Origin of the sequence: Cryptosporangium aurantiacum, from assembly GCF_900143005.1 — a bacterium.
GTDB classification, from domain to species: Bacteria; Actinomycetota; Actinomycetes; order Mycobacteriales; family Cryptosporangiaceae; genus Cryptosporangium; species Cryptosporangium aurantiacum.
Genome location: NZ_FRCS01000001.1, coordinates 827,598 through 848,077, shown reverse-complemented (window position 1 = coordinate 848,077; position 20,480 = coordinate 827,598). Strand labels below are relative to the sequence as shown.

Here is a 20,480-nt window from a genome sequence, read left to right as displayed (position 1 = left end):
GGTCGCGGTGTCCTCCAAGATCACCCGGCCGAGGGTACAGCCGCGCCGCTCGGGACCTCGAATCCGCGCCTTACCCCGCCGACGCCGCCCTGGACGAATCTCCGCCCACCAGCCGGGGCAGCAGGCTCCCGATCGGCTCGGAGAGCTTCGCGTCCGCGACGCCGTCGTACGGCGTCGGATCGGCGTTGAGGATCACGACCTTCGCGCCCTGCTTCTTCGCCACCTCGACCAGCCCCGCCACCGGCTGCACCGACAGCGACGTCCCGATCGCGAGGAACAGGTCACAGTCGGCCGTGGCCGCCCGCGCCTTCGCGAATACCTCCGGCACCAGCGGCTGACCGAACGAGATCGTCCCCGCCTTGAGGATGCCGCCGCAGCGCAGGCACGCCGGGTCCTCGTCGCCTGCCGCGACCCGCTCGAGCGTGTCGGACATCGCGAACCGGGAGCCGCAGGAGAGGCATTCCACCTCGTAGAGCGACCCGTGCACCTCGATCACCAGGTCTTCGCTGGTGCCGGCGAGCTGGTGCAGACCGTCGATGTTCTGCGTGATCACCGCGCGTAGTCGACCGCTGGCCTCCAGATCGACCAACGCGTAGTGCGCCGCGTTCGGCCGAGCCGTCCAGGCCGCGTGCGCACGACGGATCTGCCACGCCTCCCGGCGGATGTCGGGGTCGGACACGTAGTCCCTCAACGTGAACAACCGCTGCGCGCCCGGGTTGCGCGTCCATACCCCATTAGGGCCGCGGAAGTCCGGGATACCGCTATCGGTACTGATACCTGCACCCGTCAACGCGGTTACCCGTTTTGCGTCCGCGATCCAGCGCGCGACCGCCTGCCCGTCCCTCATGCGCACAAACGCTATGCGTACCAGCCGTCGAGTACCAGCCGTACGTGCGTGTCCGCTCTACGTCAGTGGCACAAATTCACCGGAGATCGCGCGCGTGGGCACACCGCCGCCGGGGGCCGGCACCGCTACCGCATAGGCTTCGCGGCATGCATCTTCCGCTCGGCTCGACCGGTCGGTCCGTACTCACGGTGACCGACGCCGATACGGCGGAGGCCGTCGGGTCGGGCGACGTCCCGGTGCTGGCGACCCCGCGGCTGCTAGCGCTCGCCGAAGCCGCCACCGTGGACGCGATCCGCGAGGCGCTGCCCGCCGAGATGACGACGGTCGGCGTCCGGGTCGAGCTCGCGCACCGGCTGCCGACGCCGGTGGGTGCGACCGCCACGGCCACCGCCACCCTCGACACGGTGGACGGCCGGGCGCTGCACTTCGCGGTGGTCGTCCGCGACGACATCGAGCCGGACGGACGGGTGGTCGCCGAGGTGACCGTGGAGCGGGCCGCGATCGACCGCGCCCGGTTCCTGGGCCGGCTGGCGCAGAGAGGAACACAATGACCGACTGGGTCGAGGTCGCCGACCGTGTGCTGGTCTGGCGCCAGCCGGTGCTGGACGTCAACGCGGTGCTGGTGCTCGGCGACGCGGGCGCGCTCGTCGTCGACACGCTCTCGACGCCGGCGCAGGCGACCGAGCTGGCCGACGCGATCCGCCGGGTGACGCCGCTGCCCTGGCGGGTCGTGAACACCCACCACCACTTCGACCACTGCTACGGCAACGCGGTCCTGGCTCCGGACGCGGACACCGAGGTGTGGGCGCACACCGAGTGTCTCGCCCGGTACGACCGCTGGATCGCCGAGGACGGCGGCAAGGAACGGGTCGCGGCGATCGCAGCCGAGTTCGACATTCCCGGCCTGGAGACCGTGACGCTGCGCGGACCCGACCGGGCCGTACCCGGCGAGGTGACGCTCGACCTCGGCGGCCGCACGGTCGACCTGCGGCATCTGGGTCGCGGTCACACCGACAACGACCTCGTCGTCGTGGTCCCGGACGCCGCCGTGGTGCTCGCCGGCGACCTGCTGGAGGACGGCGCTCCCCCGTCGTTCGACGACTCCTGGCCGCTGGAGTGGGCGGGCACGGTCGCGGCGCTGATCGAGCTGGGCCCGTCCACCGTCGTCCCCGGCCACGGCAACCCGATGACCCCGGACGCGGTCGCCGCCCAGCATGCCGAGCTGGCCGCGCTGGAGTGGGCGTGCCGGGACGGCTGGCGCGACCACGCACCCGCCGAAGAGGTAGCCGCCAAGGCCCCGTTCGGGTCGGTCCTGGCCGTCCAGCGCGCGTACGCGTTCCTCGACGGCGCGCTCTGACGCGATACCGGGCTCTAAGCGACCCTGAGAGCCCGGTTTCGCGTTCCTCAGCGCTGGCGGATCGCCCGCTTGGTGAGGAGCGCGGACTCCGCGGGTGCCGGGCGCGGGTCGATGCGGCCCTCGACGAAGATCGAGTGCCACACGCAGAACACCAGCACCGTCCACACCTTGCGAGAGTTGTCGGCCTCCCCCGCCTTGTGCGCCTGCAGCAGCCGGTCGACGTACTGCAGGTCCAGCAGGTCGCCTGCCTTCGAGTCGGCCAGGATGCCGCGCGCCCAGTCGAACATCAGGCCCTTGAGCCAGACCCGGGTCGGCACCGGGAAGCCGAGCTTCGGCCGGTTGACGATCTGCGGCGGCACGACCTGCTCGAGCGCCTGCCGCAGCGCGTACTTGCGGATGCCCTTGCTGGTGACCTTCAGCTCCTGCGGGATCTTCCGCGCGACGTCGAAGACACCGACGTCGAGGAACGGCACCCGGCCTTCCAGCGAGTGCGCCATCGTCATCCGGTCGGCCTTCACCAGGATGTCGCCGCGCAGCCAGGTGTAGAGGTCGATGTACTGCATCTGGGTGACGTCGTCGAGGTAGGCGGCGTCCCGGTAGTGCTGCTCGGTGACGTCGGTGTACTGCACCGACGGGTCGTACCGCCGCATCAGCTTGGACTTCTCGGCCTCGGTGAAGATCCGCGCGTTGCCGTAGTAGCGCTCCTGCAGCGGCGTCGTGCCGCGCTCCAGGAAGCTCTTGCCCTTCACGCCCTCCGGGATCACCTTGCTGACCGCGCGCAGGCCCTTCTGCAGCGGGTCGGGCAGCGACGTGATCGGCTTGAGCGAGAGTGGCTCGCGGTAGATGCCGTAACCGCCGAAGAACTCGTCCGCGCCCTCGCCGGAGAGCACGGCGGTCACCTGCTCGGACGCCTTCTTCGCGACGAAGTACAGCGGGACCAGCGCGGGGTCGGCGACCGGGTCGTCGAGGTGCCAGACGATCCGTGGCAGCGACTCCATCATGTCGTTCGCGGTGATCAGCGCCGGGAAGTTCTTCACGCCGAGCCACTTGGCCGACTGCTCCGCGACCGTGATCTCGGAGTACCCGTCGACCTCGTAGCCCGCGGTGAACGTCAGGATGTCGGGCTTGTGCTCCCGGGCCAGCGCGACGATCGCGGTCGAGTCGATGCCGCTGGACAGGAACGCGCCGACCGGCACCTCACTCTGCAGGTGCAGTCCGACCGACTCGCGCAGCACGTCCCGGATCTCGGCGAACAACCGCTCCGGCGAGGAAGTGGAGGTCGGCCGGAAGTCCGGCCGGAAGTACCGGTCGCGGGTGACCTCCTGGCCGGGCTTCCAGGTCAGCGTCTCGCCGCTACCCAGCCGGTGGATGTCGGTGTGCAGCGTGCCGGGCTCCGGCACGTACTGCAGCGTCAGGTAGTGCGAGAGCGCGGCCGGGTCGAGGCCGGCGTCGCCGGAGCGCGCGGCCGCGGAGAACGGCAGCAGCGCCTTCTTCTCGCTGGAGACGAAGATCCCGGTCGGAGTGACCGTGTAGTGCAGCGGCTTGATGCCGAAGTGGTCGCGGGCGGCGAACGCGGTGCGCTCGAACCGGTCCCAGATGATGAACGCGAACATGCCGCGCAGCCGGCTGACGAACTCCGGGCCCCAGTAGTGGTAGGCCGCGACGATCGCCTCGGTGTCACCCTCGGTGGCGAACGACGCGCCGACCTCGGCGAGCTGCTTGCGCAGGTCGAGGTAGTTGTAGATCTCGCCGTTGAACGTGATCACGTACCGGCCGTCGGCGTACTCCAGCGGCTGGTGGGAGTTCTCGACGTCGATGAACGCGAGTCGTTTGAAGCCCAGCACCACGTCGTCGCCGGACACCCGGACCCCGGTCTCGTCCGGGCCCCGGTGGTGAATGCTCTCCAGCGCGGCGGCCACCCCGTCGCGTTGGTGGTGGGCGTCCCCGCAGGAACTGACGTAGGTGAGCAGACCGCACATGGTCGCCATCTTCCCACTGCCTGCCCACCCCGTTCGCGGTGCGGTGGCCGAGCGGAGATCGGCGCAGGTGAGCCGTGCGGGCGCGGGTTATCGCGCGGTAGCGTCGAGAGCGCCGGGCGACACACCGAGGGGGCGGCCAGATGGATCAGCACGACGCGTCGACGACGCCGACTGTGTTCAACGGGCCGGGGGACGGCGAGCTGGCCGAGACCGACCCGTCGATCACCACCGCGAGTCACGACCTCCCGGTACCCGAGCGGCTGGCCGAGTTCATGCGCACCGGCTGGGCGGAGCCGCCGACCGCGGCGAGTTCCCCGGCGCCGTCGGCCGCGTACACCGCCGAGCGGCGGGCCCGGCTGGCCGAGCGGTTCCCCGGCGAGACGCTGGTCATCCCGAGCGGCACCGCGAAGGTCCGCAACAACGACTCGTCCTACGAGTTCCGGCCCGGCTCCGATTTCGCCTGGCTCACCACCTGCTACGAGCAGGACGCGGTGCTCGTCGCCGGCCCGGACGGCGCGACGCTCTACGTCCGGGTGCGGGCGTCGCGGGAGTCCGACGAGTTCTTCCGCAGCCGCGGCGGCGAGCTGTGGGTCGGTCCGCGGCGGTCGGCCGAGGAATGGTCGACCGTGCTCGGTCTCCCCTGCGTTTCGCTGGACGCGCTCCCGAAGGTGGTGGCCGAGCTCGATCCCGCGACCACCCGCGTCCTGCGCGGTCACAACGCCGAGTTGGACGCCACACTCGCGGCGCCCGACGACGGACTACGCGACGGTCAGCTCGCCGCCGCGCTCGGCGAGCTGCGGCTGGTCAAGGACGCCTGGGAGATCGAGCAGCTGCGCGACGCGGTGGATGCCACCGTCCGCGGTTTCTCCGACGTCGTCCGGGCGCTGCCCGCCGACCGGGAATCCTCCGAGCGCCTGGTCGACGGCGTCTTCGGGCTGCGCGCCCGGCACGACGGCAACACGGTCGGCTACGGCACGATCGCCGCCGCCGGTGCGCACGCCTGCACGCTGCACTGGTGGCGCAACGACGGCGTCTGCCGCCCCGGAGAACTGGTTTTGTTGGACGCCGGGGTCGAGAACCGGCACCTCTACACCGCTGACATCACCCGCACGGTGCCGGTGAGCGGACGCTTCTCGCCGGTCCAGCGCAGGGTCTACGAGACCGTGCTGGCCGCTCAGGAGGCCGGCATCGCGGTGATCCGGCCCGGCGTGGTGTGGCGCGACATCCACCGGGCGTGCATGCGGGTCATCGCCGGTGCGCTGGCCGACTGGGGTCTGCTCCCGGTGTCCGCCGCCGAGTCGCTGGACGACGAGGTCGGCCTGCACCGCCGGTGGACGCTGCACGCGTCCGGCCACATGCTCGGCCTCGACGTGCACGACTGCGCGAAGGCCAGGTCGGAGACCTATCTGGACGGTGTGCTCGCAACCGGGCAGGCACTCACCGTGGAGCCGGGCCTGTACTTCCAGCCCGACGACCTCACGGTGCCGGAGGAGTACCGCGGGATCGGCGTCCGCATCGAGGACGACGTCCTGGTCACCGACGACGGCGCCGAGGTGCTGTCAGCGGCGCTGCCGCGCGACCCGGACGCCGTCGAGGCATGGATGGCCGCGGAGCGGGCGGCCGGACTGCGACTGCCGGGCTGAACCGGGCTGCCGGGCAGAACCGGGCGCGGTTAGGGATCCGGTAAGGGAACGTCCAGGAACGCCTGTGGGCGGAGTGCGGTAGGGAGGATGGGAGCGTGCGATCGTCGCCCTGGTCCCTTCCGGTGTTGTCCGTCCTGTCGTTGCTGGTGATCGCCGGATCGGTGGGGTGGGCCGAGGCCACCGACGCCCAGCCGCACGCGCCGGCGGCTGCCGAGTCGGAGGCTGAGCCCTCGTTCGAGGTGTGCGCCGAGGGCGACTACCCGGCGTACGTCCTGTTCCCTGAAACCAGGGCGAAGTCGGCGACGGCCCAGCCCGGCACGTGCGTCACCCAGACCGTCGCCGACGCCGGTACCGCCTACCCGATCCAGGTCTACGGGCTGGACGGGACGACGCCGTTCCTCATCGGCGACGACGAGGTGGCCGGCGAGGGCGAGCAGGTGAGAGCCACCGGGACGACCGAGGCACCGGACTGGGTGACCGCGTAACCCTCGCGTCCCACCGTGTCGCTGCAGCCGGCCTGGACGCCGGGACCGGCACCGCGATGTCCCCGCGATGCGCCGCGGTTCCGCGATCGACGACGGCTGACCGAACCGGTGCTCAGGGCGATACCGGGGGGCGGTCACCGTGCAGGCGTCGATATGAATGGGTAAGCCGAACACAGAGCGTCTACCCGAATCGGGTACGATGCAAGACGGACGTACGGTTTACAAGCTCACGCCAGCCGCTTGCCGGGCGTAAGCCCCGGTAGGCGAGACTGGCCAGGAGAACCGACGAAGGAGTGCGACGTGTCAGAGGGCTCCCCCCCGCGCATCGACAGTTTCGGGTCGGCCGGCTCGCTCACGGTCGGCGACGAGGAGTACCAGATCTTCCGGCTGAACGCCGTCGAGGGTCTCCAGGACAAGATCGCCCGGCTGCCGTATTCGCTGAAGGTCCTGCTGGAGAACCTGCTGCGGACCGAGGACGGCGCGAACGTCACGGCCGACCACATCCGCGCGCTGGCGAACTGGGATCCGGAGGCTGAGCCGGACACCGAGATCCAGTTCACGCCCGCGCGGGTCGTGATGCAGGACTTCACCGGCGTGCCCTGCGTGGTCGACCTGGCGACGATGCGCGAGGCGGTGGCCGAACTGGGCGGCGACCCCGCGAAGATCAACCCGCTGGCGCCGGCCGAGCTGGTCATCGACCACTCGGTGATCGCCGACGTGTTCGGCGCGCCGGACGCGTTCGTGCGGAACGTCGACCTGGAGTACCAGCGCAACCTCGAGCGCTACCAGTTCCTGCGCTGGGGTCAGGGAGCGTTCAACGAGTTCAAGGTGGTCCCGCCGGGCACCGGCATCGTGCACCAGGTGAACATCGAGCACCTGGCGCGGGTGGTGATGGTCCGCGGCGACGCGAACACCGCCTACCCCGACACGTGTGTCGGCACGGACTCGCACACCACGATGGTCAACGGGCTGGGCGTCCTGGGCTGGGGCGTCGGTGGCATCGAGGCCGAGGCCGCGATGCTCGGCCAGCCGGTGAGCATGCTGATCCCGCGGGTCGTCGGCTTCAAGCTGCACGGCGAGCTGCCCGAGGGCACCACCGCCACCGACCTGGTGCTGACGATCACCGAGATGCTGCGCAAGCACGGCGTCGTCGGCAAGTTCGTCGAGTTCTACGGCACCGGCGTGACCGCCGTTCCGCTGGCCAACCGGGCCACGATCGGCAACATGAGCCCGGAGTTCGGCTCCACCGCCGCGATCTTCCCGATCGACGCCGAGACCGTGAACTACCTGCGGCTCACCGGCCGTCCCGAGCGGCAGCTCGCGCTGGTCGAGGCGTACGCGAAGGAACAGGGCATGTGGCACGACCCGTCGGTCGAGCCGGTGTTCTCCGAGTACCTCGAGCTGGACCTGTCGACGATCGTGCCGTCGATCGCCGGCCCGAAGCGCCCGCAGGACCGGATCGTGCTGGCCGACGCGAAGGCCCAGTGGCGCGGCGACATCCGCAACTACGTCCACGACGACGAGCAGTACGGCACTGCCGAAGAGGGCGGGCCGGCGGACGAGGCCTCCGAGGAGTCGTTCCCGGCGTCGGACTCCCCCGCCAACGGACGCAACACCGAGGCCGACAAGCCGCACCACGGCGCTCCCGGCGCGAACGGCCGCCCGTCGCGCAAGGTCCCGGTGACGATGGCCGACGGCACGACGTTCGAGCTGGACCACGGTGCGGTGACGATCGCGGCGATCACGTCCTGCACGAACACGTCGAACCCGTCGGTGATGATCGGCGCGGCGCTGCTGGCGAAGAAGGCCGTCGAGCGCGGCCTGACCCGCAAGCCGTGGGTGAAGACGACGCTGGCCCCGGGCTCGAAGGTCGTCAGCGACTACTACGACCGGGCCGGGCTCACCCCGTACCTGGACAAGATCGGCTTCAACCTCGTCGGGTACGGGTGCACCACGTGCATCGGTAACTCCGGTCCGCTGCAGGACGAGATCTCCGCGGCGATCAACGAGGCCGACCTGGCCGTAGCCGCCGTGCTGTCGGGCAACCGGAACTTCGAGGGCCGGATCAACCCGGACATCAAGATGAACTACCTGGCCTCGCCGCCGCTGGTCGTCGCGTACGCGCTGGCAGGGTCGATGGACATCGACATCACGCGCGAGCCGCTGGGCACGGGTTCGGACGGCAAGCCGGTCTACCTCTCCGACATCTGGCCGTCGCCGCAGGAGGTCGAGGAGGTCATCGCCTCCGCGATCCACAGCGAGATGTTCTCCCGCGACTACGCGGACGTGTTCGCCGGTGACGAGCGCTGGCAGAACCTGCCGACGCCGACCGGGAACACGTTCGAGTGGGACACCGAGTCGACGTACGTGCGGAAGCCTCCGTACTTCGAGGGTCTCTCGCGTGACACGACGCCGGTGACCGACATCGAGGGCGCGCGGGTGCTGCTGAAGCTCGGCGACTCGGTGACGACCGACCACATCTCGCCCGCGGGTGCGATCAAGGCGGACTCGCCGGCCGGGAAGTACCTGACCGAGCACGGCGTGGAGCGGCGCGACTTCAACTCGTACGGGTCGCGGCGCGGCAACCACGAGGTGATGATCCGGGGCACGTTCGCGAACATCCGGCTGCGCAACCAGATCGCCCCCGGGACCGAGGGTGGCTTCACCCGGGACTTCACCGTCGCCGACGGGCCGGTCACGACCGTGTACGACGCCGCGCAGAACTACGCCGCGGCCGGGACGCCGCTGGTGGTGCTCGCGGGTAAGGAGTACGGCTCGGGGTCGTCGCGTGACTGGGCGGCCAAGGGCACCGCGCTGCTCGGCGTCAAGACCGTCATCGCGGAGTCCTACGAGCGGATCCACCGGTCGAACCTGATCGGCATGGGCGTGCTGCCGCTGCAGTTCCCGGCCGGGCAGTCGGCGGAGTCGCTGGGCCTGACCGGCGAGGAGACGTTCTCGGTGACCGGGGTGACGGCCCTGAACGAGGGGCCGACGCCGAAGACCGTGAAGGTCAGCACGGACACCGGGGTCGAGTTCGACGCGGTGGTGCGGATCGACACGCCGGGTGAGGCCGACTACTACCGGCACGGCGGGATCATGCAGTACGTGCTGCGGAGCCTGCTCGGCTGAGTTGGCGCTGTGGTTGACCGGCCCCGCGGCGTGCAGACGCCGCGGGGCCGGTTCGCGCTAGAAAACCAGACGTACGGATTGCATCAACCGGGTTCCGGCTGACACGATCAGGACATGCCCAAGGTCAGTCAGCTGCACCTCGACGCCCGTCGGCAGGAAATCCTCGCCGGTGCCCGGGCGTGTTTCGCCCGGCACGGCTACGAGGGCGCGACGGTCCGCCGGCTGGAAGAGGAGACCGGCCTCTCCCGTGGTGCGATCTTCCACCACTTCCGCGACAAGGAGTCGCTTTTTCTCGCCGTTGCCGAGGACGACGCGGCCGAGATGGCCGGGGTCGTCGCCGAGCAAGGCCTGGTGCAGGTCATGCGCAACCTGCTGGACGACGAGTTCAGCCCCGAGCAGGCCGGGTGGCTCGGCACTCAGCTCGAGGTGTCCCGCCGGCTCCGCACCGACAAGGACTTCGCCGCCCGCTGGGCCGCGCGTTCCGAGGCGATCTCGCAGGCCACCCACGACCGGCTGACCCGGCAGCGGGAGGCGGGCGTCCTCCGCGAGGACGTCGACCTCGACACGCTGCAGCGGTTCCTCGAGCTGGCGCTGGACGGCCTGGTGCTCCACCTCGCGATGGGACGCCCGGCCGCCAAGCTGGGCGCGGTGCTCGACCTCGTCGAAGAGGCCGTCCGGCGCCGTTAGCGCAGCGCCTGGATGAGGGTGCCGCCCTCGTAGGCGATGTCGTCCTTGACGACGAAGCCCGCGTCAGCGAGTTCGGTGCGCAGTTCGTCCGGCGACACCGGCCAGGTGTAGAACTCGGTCTCCTCCTCGGAGAGGACCTCGCCCTCGGCGTCCAGCACCGTGTACCGGTACTCCCACCACTGCCGCTGACCCGCCGGCTCCCCGCGCACCGAGCCGACGACCGTGTGCGTGCCCACCGCGACCCGGCCGAGCTCGCGCGGCTCCTGCGCGACCGGCTCGGTCAACTGCGGCTCGTCCAGCAGGAACAGCCCGCCGGGGACGAGCGCGGTACGGACCCGCTCCCAGATGTCCGGGCGATACGGCGGCGGGAACGCCGGGCTGGTGCCGAGGCACAGCGCCAGGTCGGCGAACTCGGCGGACGCGTATCGCTCGGCGGTCTCCGGCAGCACGGTCGTGCGTGCCCGCAGCGCCGGATCGGCGGCCAGGCGGGCGTAGAGCGCGGTCCGCATCCCCACCGATGGTTCGACCGCGACGATCGGTACGTCGGGAATCTCGGCCGCGAGCGTGGCGAACACCGAGCCGGTACCCGCCCCGAGGTCGAGGATGCCGTGCCGGACCTCGGCGGCCGCGAGCATCGCGTGTGCCCGGGCGGCCGACTGCTCAGCGTGCAGCAGGTCGTAGTACTGCGCTGCAGCCGCGTATGCGTCCACCACTGCTTACACCTTCCCCGTCCGTCTCTCTCTGCGGACCTTAAGCGCACCGTGTGGCTTTCCGGCAGGCCCGAACCCAATTCTTGAGGCAGAGATAGGGCTGGTCAGCGGGGGCGCCCGGTTTGCAGTGATAAACCCGCGCGGCGTCGGGAGCGCGCCGGGATCGGGATCGGTGCGGGCCAGGTGCGCGCGCGGCGTTCGGGTCAGACGGCAACCGTCGGGCGCCGATCTGGCCGCCGTGACGATCTCGCTGCGTTCGATGCCCCGACTCCGCCGGCTGCGCGCGCTCGGCGCGGCCCTGGCCCTGTCCGTGGTCACCGGCATCGCGGCCGCACCGGTCGCGGCCTCCGCGGCCGCCCCGGTGAAGACCCCGTCGGCCCCGGCCAAGCTGCCCAGCGGGATCGAGGCGCTGGCCCCGTACGTCGCGCAGACCTCCTGCGAGTGGGTCGACAAGCCCGGCGCGATCGCGTTCGGCGCGCTGCTGAAGGCCACGTACCCGGACACGTCCTACGGCGTGACCCGTTCCTGCACCGGGACGATGTCCAGCGAGCACTACGACGGCCGGGCCGTCGACTGGATGAACTCGATCCGCAAGCCGTCCCAGGCCGCGCAGGCCACCGCCGTGCTCAACTGGCTGTTCGCCACGGACTCCGCGGGCAACAAGTACGCCAACGCCCGCCGGCTCGGCGTCATGTACATCATCTGGGACGGCCGGATCTGGGGCAGCTACAACGCCGCTTGGAAGCCGTACTCCACGTGCGCGTCGCACCCGGAGGCGAGCTGGGACACCACCTGCCACCGCGACCACGTGCACTTCAGCCTGAGCTGGGCCGGCGCGATGAAGCGGACGTCGTTCTGGACCGGCTCGGTGGCCGCGAACGACTTCGGGCCGTGCCGCACCGCCGACCTGAACTACGCGGCGCCGTACCGCGCGCTGAACGCGGCCAAGTGCACGACGTACGCGACGCTCAGCGCTCCGGCCGGCTCCCCCGCGGCCTACGCCGGGCTGGTCAAGTTCTCCGGCGCGCAGCTGCAGTCGGGCGCGAGCGGCAACGCGGTCAAGGCGCTCCAGGCCGCGCTCGGTCTCACCGCCGACGGCGCGTTCGGGCCGAAGACCGCTGCCGCGGTCGTCTCGTTCAAGACCGCGCACAAGCTGCCCGGTACCGCGGTGGTCGACGCCGCGACGTGGCGGGCCCTGCTGGCCGCCCACAAGCCCGCGCCCCCCGCCGCGAAGCCCTCAACGCCCGCTGCGAAGCCGGCGACGCCCGCCGCGACGGCCAAGCCCGCGACGGCCAAGCCGGCGGCGCCCAACCCCCTCACGCAGTACCGCGACACAGTGCTGAAGTACGGCTCGAAGGGTGCCGCCGTGACCGCGCTGCAGCGTCGTCTCAAGCTGCCCACGGTCACCGGCACGTTCGCGACCAAGACCCAGAACGCCGTGAAGATCTTCCAGCGGACGCACCACCTGCCGGTGACCGGCATCGTTGACCGGAAAACGTGGACCGCGCTCGGCGCCTGACCGTTTCTACGTGATTACGCTGAGTGCGGAAACTGAAGACGTCCGGATGTATCAGCCCTCCGAACGGTCGACGGCACGGGCACCGGAATGCCGATCCTGAGCCCCGGAAACGGTAAGATGATCCGGTAATGTCCGTTTCTGGAGGTCAACTGGTGACCGTATTGGGCGCTTTGTTAAACCTGTGAGTCCGATTAGCGAGGTTCATGGCGGTTCTACGCTTGATCTCATGAGCCTCAACGGATTACTCACCGTCACTGACCGCCCCGCCGACGACAGCGCGATCACCCGCGCGACCACCGGAGCGTCCGCGCCGGTCTTCGTCGACACCACCGGACGCCGCGCCCGCTGGCTCCGCGTCCTCGCGGTCGTCGTCTGCCTGGCGTTCGCGGTGTACCTGGGCGTGATGGCCAGCGGGCTGTTCGGCTCCTCGGTCGATCTCTCGACCGCGATGCCGAGCGCTTCGGCCACGACGTCCGCGACCGCCTCGGCCACCGCGAGCTGACCGGGCGAACCGGGAGTGGCGGCGCGCACCGACCGCCCGCCGACCCCGGTCGGCCGATCGAAGGACTGCGATGCCCCGGTCCGTCCGTCGCCCGCAGGACCCTGCCGAGGACGCCGGGCCCGACCTCGCCGAACCGGACGGCCCCCCGGAGCCGCCTCCCGCCGCCGGACTGCTCCGCGGCCGGCGTCGGCGCAGCCCCAGCCCGCACGAGCAGCGACGCGGAGAGCGGCGAGCCCGCGGCCGGGTGCCCGTCGTCATCGTCCTCCTGATCTTTCTGTGCGCGGTCCTCTTCCTCAACGCGGTCGCCACGGCGTCCGTCGGCGCGTCGAGCACCGTGCACGAGGCGGGCAGCACCGACGACGTCCCCTCGGAGATCACCGAGGGCGGACCGGTCATCGACACCACGCAGCACCGCACCACCGCGTCCTTCGGCATGAAGGACAGCACGATCGCGCTGACGTTCGACGACGGCCCCGACCCGACGTGGACACCGAAGATCCTCGACGTGCTCAAGGAACACGACGTCGACGCGACGTTCTTCATGGTCGGTGCCCGCATCACCGAGGACCCCTCGATGACGCGCCGGGTCCACGACGAGGGCCACGAGATCGGCATCCACACGTTCACGCACGCCGACATGTCCACCATCTCGGCCTGGGAGCGTCGCCTGCAGTACTCGGCGACCCAGATGGCGGTGGTCGGCGCGACCGGCGACACGACGTCGCTGCTGCGGTTCCCGTACTCGTCGACCGCGGCGGCCATCGACGACACGTACTGGCCGATCATCAAGGAAGCCGGCGATCTGAGCTACGTCACGGTCGTCGCCGACGTCGACGGTGAGGACTGGGCGCGGCCCGGCGTGAACGAGATCGTCGAGAACGCCACCCCGGAGGATGGGGTGGGAGCCGTGGTCCTGATGCACGACGCCGGCGGCAACCGCGAGCAGACCGTCGAGGCGCTCGACGTCTACATCCCGAAGATGAAGAAGCTCGGCTACACGTTCACGACGCTGTCCGAGGGCATCAACTTCGGCGACGGCAGCACCGCGACCGTGCACCGCTCGGCGACCGTCAGCGAGCTGTGGCGCGGACGCGCGGTGCTCTACGGCATCTGGCTGGCGCACGAGTTCGTGCTGTGGTGCACGTACCTCATCATCCTGGTCGGCGCGCTGACGATCGCCCGGCTGATCCTGATGCTGGTGCTGACCTGGCGGCACGTCGCCCGGCAGCGGAAACAGCGGAAGAAGGGCCCTCCGCCGCCGGTCACGCTGCCGGTGTCGGTCGTCGTTCCGGCGTACAACGAGAGCGCCGGGATCGAGGCCGCGGTCCGGTCGCTGGTCGCCGGTGACTACGTGGGGCGGGCGCCGGACGGCCGCCCGGTGCCGGTCGAGGTCATCGTGGTCGACGACGGCTCCACCGACGGCACCGCGAACATCGTCGAGGCGCTGGGCCTACCGAACGTCCGGATCATCCGGGTCGCGAACGGTGGCAAGGCGCGGGCGCTGAACATCGGCGCGGCCGCCACCGACTATCCGCTCGTGGTCATGGTGGACGGCGACACGCTTTTCGAGCCGGGCTCGATCTCCGCGCTGGCGCAACCGTTCTCGGATCCGGCGGTGGGTGCGGTGGCAGGCAACGTCAAGGTCGGCAACCGGCGCAGCCTGCTCGGGCGCTGGCAGCACATCGAGTACGTGACCGGCTTCGCGGTGGACCGGCGCGCGTACGAGATCATGCGCTGCATGCCGACGGTCCCCGGCGCGATCGGCGCGTTCCGGCGGGAGGCGCTGGAGCAGGTCGGCGGGGTCAGCGACGACACGCTCGCCGAGGACACCGACCTGACGATGGCGCTGAGCCGGGCCGGGTGGCTGGTCGTCTACCAGGACCAGGCGCGGGCCTGGACCGAGACGCCCGCGACGATGGGCCAGCTCGCCACCCAGCGCTACCGCTGGACGTACGGGACGATGCAGGCGATGTGGAAGCACCGCGGCGCGTTCGCGGACCGCGGGCCGTCCGGGCGGTTCGGACGCGTCGGGTTGCCGTTCCTGGCGCTGTTCGGCGTGGTGCTGCCGCTGCTCGCGCCGTTGATCGACGTGTTCCTCATCTATGGGCTGCTCTTCTACGACGCCGCGCTGACCGCGCTCGGCTGGCTCGGCATGCTCGTCGTGCAGCTGGTGATCGCGGTGATCGCGTTCCGGTTGGACCGGGAGCGGCTACGGCCGCTGTGGGCGTTCCCGCTGCAGCAGATCGTCTACCGGCAGCTCATGTACGTCGTCCTGATCCAGTCGGTGGCCACGGCCCTGACCGGCGCACGCCTCCGCTGGCAAAAGCTCCGCCGCACCGGGGACGTCCAGACCTCACCGCGCTAGGCCGCCGGGGCGAACTGGGTCTCGTAGAGGCCGGCGTAGAGGCCGCCCGCGGCGAGCAGGGACTCGTGGGTGCCGCGCTCGACGATGTGGCCGTCCTGGACGACGAGGATCAGGTCGGCGTCCCGGACCGTGGAGAGACGGTGCGCGATGACGATCGCGGTGCGGTCGGCCAGCGCCTCGTCCAGCGCCTGCTGCACCGCGCGCTCGGAGTCCGAGTCCAGGTGCGCGGTCGCCTCGTCCAGTATGACGACGCCCGGCGCCTTGAGCAGCAGCCGCGCGATCGCCAGCCGCTGCTTCTCGCCGCCGGAGAGCCGATGGCCCCGCTCCCCGACGACCGTGTCGAGGCCGTCCGGCAGCGACCGCACCAGCGGCTCGATCCGGGCCCGGCGGAGCGCGTCCCAGAGCTGGTCGTCGGACGCTCCCGGGCGCGCGAACAGCAGGTTGGCCCGGATCGTGTCGTGAAACAGGTGCGCCTCCTGGGTGACGACGCCGACGGCGTCCCGCAGCGAGGCGGTCGTCGCGTCCCGGACGTCCACGCCGCCGACCAGCACCGCACCGGCGTCCACGTCGTACAGGCGCGGGATCAGCTGGCTGATCGTCGTCTTCCCGGCCCCGGAGGGGCCGACCAGCGCGACGAGCTGCCCCGGCCGGGCGGTGAAGTCGACGTCGTGCAGCACCCGGGTCCGCGGCGCGGTGTCGAGGACCGCGACCTCCTCCAGCGAGGCCAGCGAGACCTCGTCGGCGGCCGGGTAGCTGAACGAGACGTTCCGGAACTCGACGCTGCGCGCCCCGGCGGGCACGGGTACCGCGTTCGGCTTCTCGGTGATCATCGGCGGCAGGTCGAGCACCTCGAAGACCCGGTCGAAGCTCACCAGCGCGCTGGCGACGTCGAGCTGGACGTTGGAGAGCGCGGTCAACGGCCCGTACAGCCGGGTGAGCAGCAGCGCGAGGCTGACGACGGTTCCCGCGGACAGGCTCCCCGCCAGCGCCAGCGAGCCGCCGACGCCGTAGACCAGCGCGGTCGCGAGCGCCGCGACCAGCGTCAGCGCGGCGAAGAACGCTCGGGAGTAGACGGCGGAGAGGATGCCGACGTCCCGGACCCTGGCCGCGCGCCGGGTGAACGCGGCCTCTTCCTCGTCCGGTCGCCCGAACAGCTTCACGAGCACCGCACCGGCGACGTTGAAGCGCTCGGTCATCGTCGTGTTCATCGAGGCGTTGAGCTCGGCGGCCTCGCGGGTGATCGCGGCCAGCCGCCGCCCGACCCGGCGGGCCGGCAGCACGAAGATCGGTAGGAGCACGAGCGCCGCGAGCGTGATCTGCCAGGACAGCGTGAGCATGACGGCGAGCGTCAGCACGAGCGCGATGACGTTCGAGACCACTCCGGACAGCGTCGACGTGAACGCGCGCTGCGCCCCGATCACATCGTTGTTCAGCCGGCTCACCAGCGCTCCGGTCTGTGTCCGGCTGAAGAACGCGACCGGCATCCGCTGGACGTGCCCGAACACGCGGCTGCGCAGGGACAGGATGATGCCCTCGCCGATCCGGGACGAGAACCAGCGCCCGACCATCGACAGCACGGTGTCGACCACGGCGAGCCCGGCGATCACCAGCGCCACGGTCACCACCGCACTCCGGGGCCCACCCCGGCTGATCGCATCCACCACCCGCCCGGCCAGCACCGGCGTCACCACCGCGATCACCGCCGACACCACGGTGGCCAGCAGGAACACCGCGATGTCACGCCGGTACGGGCGTGCGAACGCCAAGATCCGCTTCGCCGTACCCGGCGGAAGCTTCCGTTGCGAATCCGGGCCACCGCGGCGCATCGTGCGCATCAGCTGCATGGCCGCCATCGGCTCGGTCATCGGGCGCCACCTCCGGTGCGATGTAACACTGTAATCGCCGCACAGATTCCGATCACGCGGCAGGATGGGTGCCGTGCGCCTGGCGACCTGGAACGTGAACTCGGTGATCGCGCGTCTCCCGCGGCTGCTCGACTGGCTCGCGACCACGAAGCCGGACGTCGTCTGCCTGCAGGAGATCAAGTGCAGCACGGACGCGTTCCCCGCCGACGCGGTGGCCGAACTGGGCTACGAGACCGCCGCCCACGGCGACGGACGCTGGAACGGCGTGGCGCTGCTGTCCCGGGTCGGGCTGGACGGGGTGACCCGCGGCCTGGTCGACCAGCCGGGGTTCCCCGACGACCCGGAGCCGCGCGCGATCGGCGCCACCTGTGACGGCGTCCGGATCTGGTCGGTGTATGTGCCGAACGGGCGCGAACCCGGGCACGCGCACTACACGTACAAGCTGGCCTGGCTGGAGGCGCTGCGGAACACCGTGGCCGCGGAGCTGGGGTCGGGCCCGTTCGTCGTCGCCGGCGACTTCAACGTGGCCCCCACCGACGACGACGTCTTCGACCCGGCCGCGTTCGTCGGCCTCACGCACGTCACGCCGCCGGAGCGGGCGGCGCTGGCCTCGCTGCGCGAGGCCGGGCTGGTCGACGTGGTGCCGCGGCCGTTGAAATACGACCACCCGTTCACCTACTGGGACTACCGGGCCGGGGCGTTCCCGAAGAACCTCGGCATGCGCATCGACCTGTTCTATGCGGACGCCGCCCTCGCGGCCACCGTCAGCGACGCCTACGTCGACCGCAACGCCCGCAAGGGAAAGGCCCCGTCGGATCACGCCCCGGTCGTCGTGGACGTGAACTAACCGGCGTCGGGCCGGGCGCGGCGGGCGAAGGACTCACGCTCAGCGGCCAACTGGTCGCGCAGAGTGTGGTTCAGCAGCGCCTTGGTCTCGGTGAGCGCGACGCGGTCGGCGGCCAGCAGCCCCGCGACGAGCGCGTCGGTGGCCACCTCCAACTCGGTGCCGGGCACGACCCGGGAGACGAGCCCGATCCGCTCGGCCTCGGCCGCGCCGACGGTTCGCCCGGTGAGGCAGAGCTCGGTCGCCCGTGCGGCACCGACCAGGTCGACCAGCCGGCCGGTGGCCCCGAGCAGCGGCGCGCCCCCGGTGCGCGCTCCGGTCAGCGTGAGCGACGCCTCGACGCCGAGCAGCCGCAGGTCGCAGCAGAGCGCGAGTTCCACGGCGACGCCGGTGAGCGGGCCCCGTGCGGTGGCCACCGAGACGACGTCTGCCCGCCGGAGCCAGGCCACCCCCTCTTGGTAACCGGCCAGAACCGGGTCGCGATCCTCCCCGGATGCACTGTCGGTAGTGGACGCGTTACTTTCGGCGAGTTCGAGGACGACCACCCGGATGTCGCCGGTCAGTTCGCGTCCGATTCGTGCCAGCCCGCTCAGCGTCCGGACTGCCCTGTCGTCGAACCGACCGACCGGGCCGACCGCAACGGTGAGTAGCCCCGGCTGATCGCGGCGCAGCCGCGGCCCGGCACCGTCCGCGTCGGTATCGCCCCTGGTCATCGGAGTGCTCTCCGGCTCCATCGGCATCGTCGCCCCCTCCGGATTCGGTCCGTACCGGACGAGCCTACGCACCGCTGTGATGTACCGAACGTTGGCAACAACCGGGCCGAACGGATGGAACCTTCACCTCCAGATCGTGGGTCACTCCCGGCACGCCTTACCCTGAAAGCCATGGCTTCCGGCTACCGGTATGACGACGCCCGCCCGAACGGCGGGACGTACGACCCTCCGCGCGGCGCGGACCCTGACGCGGCGACCTACCGTCGGCCCCGCTCCACCGAGGCCGAGCGTGGCCACCACCCCTCCCCGGAGCCATCGAGGACGCGGCCGCCGGAGCCCCGCGGTCGGTACGAGGACGACGGCGCGCACCGCGGTTCGTTCGACGACTACGACGACCGCGGCGGGTACAACGGATACGACGACAACCGCCGGTACGACGAGCGGCGACCCGACCGGTACGACGAGCGCGGCGGCTACGACGAGCGCGCGGGTCGGGACGACCGGCGCGGGCAGGACGACCGGCGCGGGTACGACGACCGCTCGCGCCGCGGCTACAACGGTGCCGGATACGACGGGGCTCCTGGATACGACGGGGCTCCCGGATACGACGGGGCCCCCGGCTACGACGGGGCCCCCGGCTACAACGGCGCGGCCGGATACGACGGGGCCCCCGGCTACAACGGCGCGGCCGGATACGACGACCGACGTGGTTATGACGACCGCGGTGGGTACGACAACCGGATGGCAAACGACGACCGGAGCGGCTACCGCGACCGGAGCGGGTACGACGAGCGTGGCGGGTACGACGACCGCGGCGGGTACGGCGACCGGCGTCCGGAGGGCCGTCGAGGCGACGGCGGGCACGACGACCGGGCGGGCTATGACCGCCGGGGCGGCTACGACGAGGAGCCCGGCCAGGAGACTCGCCGGGTCCGGCCCGAGGAACTGGGCCTGCCCGCGCTGGGTCGCCGCGACAACCGTGAGGGGTCGCCCGGCGCCGAGACGCGGATCATCCCCGCGGCCCGTACCCCGGCCGACGGTCCGCCGCCGCGCCGGGACGTGCCGATTCCGCCGGCGGTGGACACCGAGTCCACGATGGTGTTACCCAAGGCGACCGACCGCTCACCGCTCGACCGCGCCCTGCGTGACCAGGACAACGAGCAGACCCAGATGTTCGTACCGCGGCCGTCGTCCGGTGCGGCCGGCGGTCCGCCCGGCGTCGCCGCGACCCGGGTCGGCGGCCCGGATGACGCTGCGACGCAGATGATCCGGCGCCCGGAGGATCTGCCGCGGATCGACGTCCCCGGCATGCCCGCGGGCAGCGACGACCAGGCCACCCAGCTCTTCACCCGCCCCGACGACCTCGGGCGACCGGTTTTCGTCGACAGCAGCGGCAAGCGCCAGAAGCGGCTCAAGATCCTGTTCCGCCTGGTCGGCATCATCGCGCTGCTGTTCCTGATCGGCATCATCGTCAGCCTGACCGCCGGGCCTGGGGTCATGCGCGGCGCGATCATCGACGAGAAGAAAGAGGACAAGAAGACCGAAGCTCCCCCGGCGAAGTCGGAGTCGCCGTCGGCGTCGGCGTCCGCGAGCCCGTCGGAGAGAGCGGTCGGCGACCCGGCCCCGGAATCCAGCCGAGGGCCGCAGGTGACCAATCCGACCCGGTCGGCGGCAGCCCCGGACGACGACGAGCCCGCCCCGACGCCGCGTCCGACGCGGACGCGCGAGCCGGAGCCGTCCGACGACCCGGAGCCCACCGGTAACCCCACGCAGCCCACCGCCGGGCCGACCGGCGGCAGCGTGAGCCCGGGGCCCTAACTGCGTACACCGGGGTG

Annotated in this window: 16 protein-coding genes; 11 read left to right on the top strand and 5 right to left on the bottom strand. The window is 71.2% G+C overall.

The window, feature by feature from the left end:
- Positions 1-70: 70 nt before the first annotated feature.
- On the bottom strand, positions 71-847 hold the full coding sequence (locus BUB75_RS03670) for an SIR2 family NAD-dependent protein deacylase (RefSeq protein ID WP_073251356.1): 777 nt from the start codon (positions 845-847) through the stop codon (positions 71-73).
- Positions 848-993: 146 nt separating this feature from the next.
- Between BUB75_RS03670 and BUB75_RS03665 the strand changes: the two genes are divergently transcribed.
- Positions 994-1,398, top strand: coding sequence for a thioesterase family protein (locus tag BUB75_RS03665; protein ID WP_073251354.1), 405 nt, complete (start codon positions 994-996; stop codon positions 1,396-1,398).
- Positions 1,395-2,204, top strand: a complete 810-nt coding sequence (locus BUB75_RS03660; RefSeq protein ID WP_073251352.1) for an MBL fold metallo-hydrolase — start codon at positions 1,395-1,397, stop codon at positions 2,202-2,204. The genes BUB75_RS03665 and BUB75_RS03660 overlap by 4 nt, the downstream gene beginning before the upstream one ends.
- 47 nt (positions 2,205-2,251) lie before the next feature.
- Here BUB75_RS03660 and asnB read toward each other — a convergent pair whose 3' ends face one another.
- Complete coding sequence (asnB, locus tag BUB75_RS03655) at positions 2,252-4,183, bottom strand: asparagine synthase (glutamine-hydrolyzing) (RefSeq protein ID WP_073251350.1); 1,932 nt, start codon at positions 4,181-4,183, stop codon at positions 2,252-2,254.
- A gap of 140 nt (positions 4,184-4,323) precedes the next feature.
- On the opposite strand from asnB, the gene BUB75_RS03650 reads away from it, so the two are divergent.
- From BUB75_RS03650 to BUB75_RS03635, 4 genes are all read left to right on the top strand, one after another.
- Positions 4,324-5,826, top strand: coding sequence for an aminopeptidase P family protein (locus tag BUB75_RS03650; protein ID WP_084740184.1), 1,503 nt, complete (start codon positions 4,324-4,326; stop codon positions 5,824-5,826).
- 95 nt (positions 5,827-5,921) lie between these two features.
- Positions 5,922-6,311 carry a hypothetical protein gene (locus BUB75_RS03645; RefSeq protein WP_143175006.1) on the top strand — a complete coding sequence of 130 codons (390 nt, stop codon included), beginning with the start codon at positions 5,922-5,924 and terminating at the stop codon, positions 6,309-6,311.
- 300 nt (positions 6,312-6,611) lie between these two features.
- Entirely contained in the window at positions 6,612-9,440 is a 2,829-nt protein-coding gene (locus BUB75_RS03640; protein ID WP_245806213.1) for an aconitate hydratase, read from the top strand.
- A gap of 114 nt (positions 9,441-9,554) precedes the next feature.
- Positions 9,555-10,127, top strand: coding sequence for a TetR/AcrR family transcriptional regulator (locus BUB75_RS03635; protein WP_073251346.1), 573 nt, complete (start codon positions 9,555-9,557; stop codon positions 10,125-10,127).
- On the opposite strand, the gene BUB75_RS03630 is transcribed toward BUB75_RS03635, so the two are convergent.
- Positions 10,124-10,840: a class I SAM-dependent methyltransferase gene (locus BUB75_RS03630; protein ID WP_073251344.1), complete on the bottom strand. Its 717-nt coding sequence runs from the start codon at positions 10,838-10,840 to the stop codon at positions 10,124-10,126. The two genes, BUB75_RS03635 and BUB75_RS03630, sit on opposite strands and share 4 nt — an antisense overlap.
- 256 nt (positions 10,841-11,096) lie before the next feature.
- Between BUB75_RS03630 and BUB75_RS03625 the strand changes: the two genes are divergently transcribed.
- From BUB75_RS03625 to BUB75_RS03615, 3 genes are all read left to right on the top strand, one after another.
- Positions 11,097-12,356: a peptidoglycan-binding domain-containing protein gene (locus tag BUB75_RS03625; protein WP_143175005.1), complete on the top strand. Its 1,260-nt coding sequence runs from the start codon at positions 11,097-11,099 to the stop codon at positions 12,354-12,356.
- 226 nt (positions 12,357-12,582) lie between these two features.
- Positions 12,583-12,858 (top strand): hypothetical protein, encoded by a 276-nt coding sequence (locus BUB75_RS03620; RefSeq protein ID WP_073251340.1) that lies wholly within the window; start codon positions 12,583-12,585, stop codon positions 12,856-12,858.
- 70 nt (positions 12,859-12,928) lie between these two features.
- The gene (locus BUB75_RS03615; protein WP_084740183.1) at positions 12,929-15,223 is read left to right on the top strand and encodes a bifunctional polysaccharide deacetylase/glycosyltransferase family 2 protein; all 2,295 of its coding nucleotides are present in this window, start codon (positions 12,929-12,931) and stop codon (positions 15,221-15,223) included.
- On the opposite strand, the gene BUB75_RS03610 is transcribed toward BUB75_RS03615, so the two are convergent.
- Positions 15,220-17,067, bottom strand: a complete 1,848-nt coding sequence (locus tag BUB75_RS03610) for an ABC transporter ATP-binding protein (protein WP_425430862.1) — start codon at positions 17,065-17,067, stop codon at positions 15,220-15,222. The genes BUB75_RS03615 and BUB75_RS03610 overlap by 4 nt on opposite strands.
- Before the next feature lie 94 nt (positions 17,068-17,161).
- On the opposite strand from BUB75_RS03610, the gene BUB75_RS03605 reads away from it, so the two are divergent.
- Positions 17,162-17,935: an exodeoxyribonuclease III gene (locus BUB75_RS03605; protein WP_073252733.1), complete on the top strand. Its 774-nt coding sequence runs from the start codon at positions 17,162-17,164 to the stop codon at positions 17,933-17,935.
- Here BUB75_RS03605 and BUB75_RS03600 read toward each other — a convergent pair.
- Positions 17,932-18,645 carry an enoyl-CoA hydratase/isomerase family protein gene (locus BUB75_RS03600; RefSeq protein WP_178379755.1) on the bottom strand — a complete coding sequence of 238 codons (714 nt, stop codon included), beginning with the start codon at positions 18,643-18,645 and terminating at the stop codon, positions 17,932-17,934. The two genes, BUB75_RS03605 and BUB75_RS03600, sit on opposite strands and share 4 nt — an antisense overlap.
- 171 nt (positions 18,646-18,816) lie before the next feature.
- Here BUB75_RS03600 and BUB75_RS46060 point away from each other — a divergent pair, with 171 nt between their 5' ends.
- Positions 18,817-20,463, top strand: a complete 1,647-nt coding sequence (locus BUB75_RS46060) for a hypothetical protein (RefSeq protein ID WP_073251334.1) — start codon at positions 18,817-18,819, stop codon at positions 20,461-20,463.
- Positions 20,464-20,480 lie beyond the last annotated feature (17 nt).

Excerpts from the sequence above, each read along its gene's own strand:
- BUB75_RS03670 (WP_073251356.1), bottom strand. The coding sequence starts at position 847 with ATGAGGGACGGGCAGGCGGTCGCGCGCTGGATCGCGGACGCAAAACGG.
- BUB75_RS03615 (WP_084740183.1), top strand. The coding sequence starts at position 12,929 with ATGCCCCGGTCCGTCCGTCGCCCGCAGGACCCTGCCGAGGACGCCGGG.
- BUB75_RS03665 (WP_073251354.1), top strand. The coding sequence starts at position 994 with ATGCATCTTCCGCTCGGCTCGACCGGTCGGTCCGTACTCACGGTGACC.
- BUB75_RS03600 (WP_178379755.1), bottom strand. The coding sequence starts at position 18,645 with ATGACCAGGGGCGATACCGACGCGGACGGTGCCGGGCCGCGGCTGCGC.
- BUB75_RS03625 (WP_143175005.1), top strand. The coding sequence starts at position 11,097 with ATGCCCCGACTCCGCCGGCTGCGCGCGCTCGGCGCGGCCCTGGCCCTG.
- BUB75_RS03610 (WP_425430862.1), bottom strand. The coding sequence starts at position 17,067 with ATGCAGCTGATGCGCACGATGCGCCGCGGTGGCCCGGATTCGCAACGG.
- BUB75_RS03650 (WP_084740184.1), top strand. The coding sequence starts at position 4,324 with ATGGATCAGCACGACGCGTCGACGACGCCGACTGTGTTCAACGGGCCG.
- BUB75_RS03660 (WP_073251352.1), top strand. The coding sequence starts at position 1,395 with ATGACCGACTGGGTCGAGGTCGCCGACCGTGTGCTGGTCTGGCGCCAG.
- BUB75_RS03620 (WP_073251340.1), top strand. The coding sequence starts at position 12,583 with ATGAGCCTCAACGGATTACTCACCGTCACTGACCGCCCCGCCGACGAC.
- asnB (WP_073251350.1), bottom strand. The coding sequence starts at position 4,183 with ATGTGCGGTCTGCTCACCTACGTCAGTTCCTGCGGGGACGCCCACCAC.
- BUB75_RS03635 (WP_073251346.1), top strand. The coding sequence starts at position 9,555 with ATGCCCAAGGTCAGTCAGCTGCACCTCGACGCCCGTCGGCAGGAAATC.
- BUB75_RS46060 (WP_073251334.1), top strand. The coding sequence starts at position 18,817 with ATGGCTTCCGGCTACCGGTATGACGACGCCCGCCCGAACGGCGGGACG.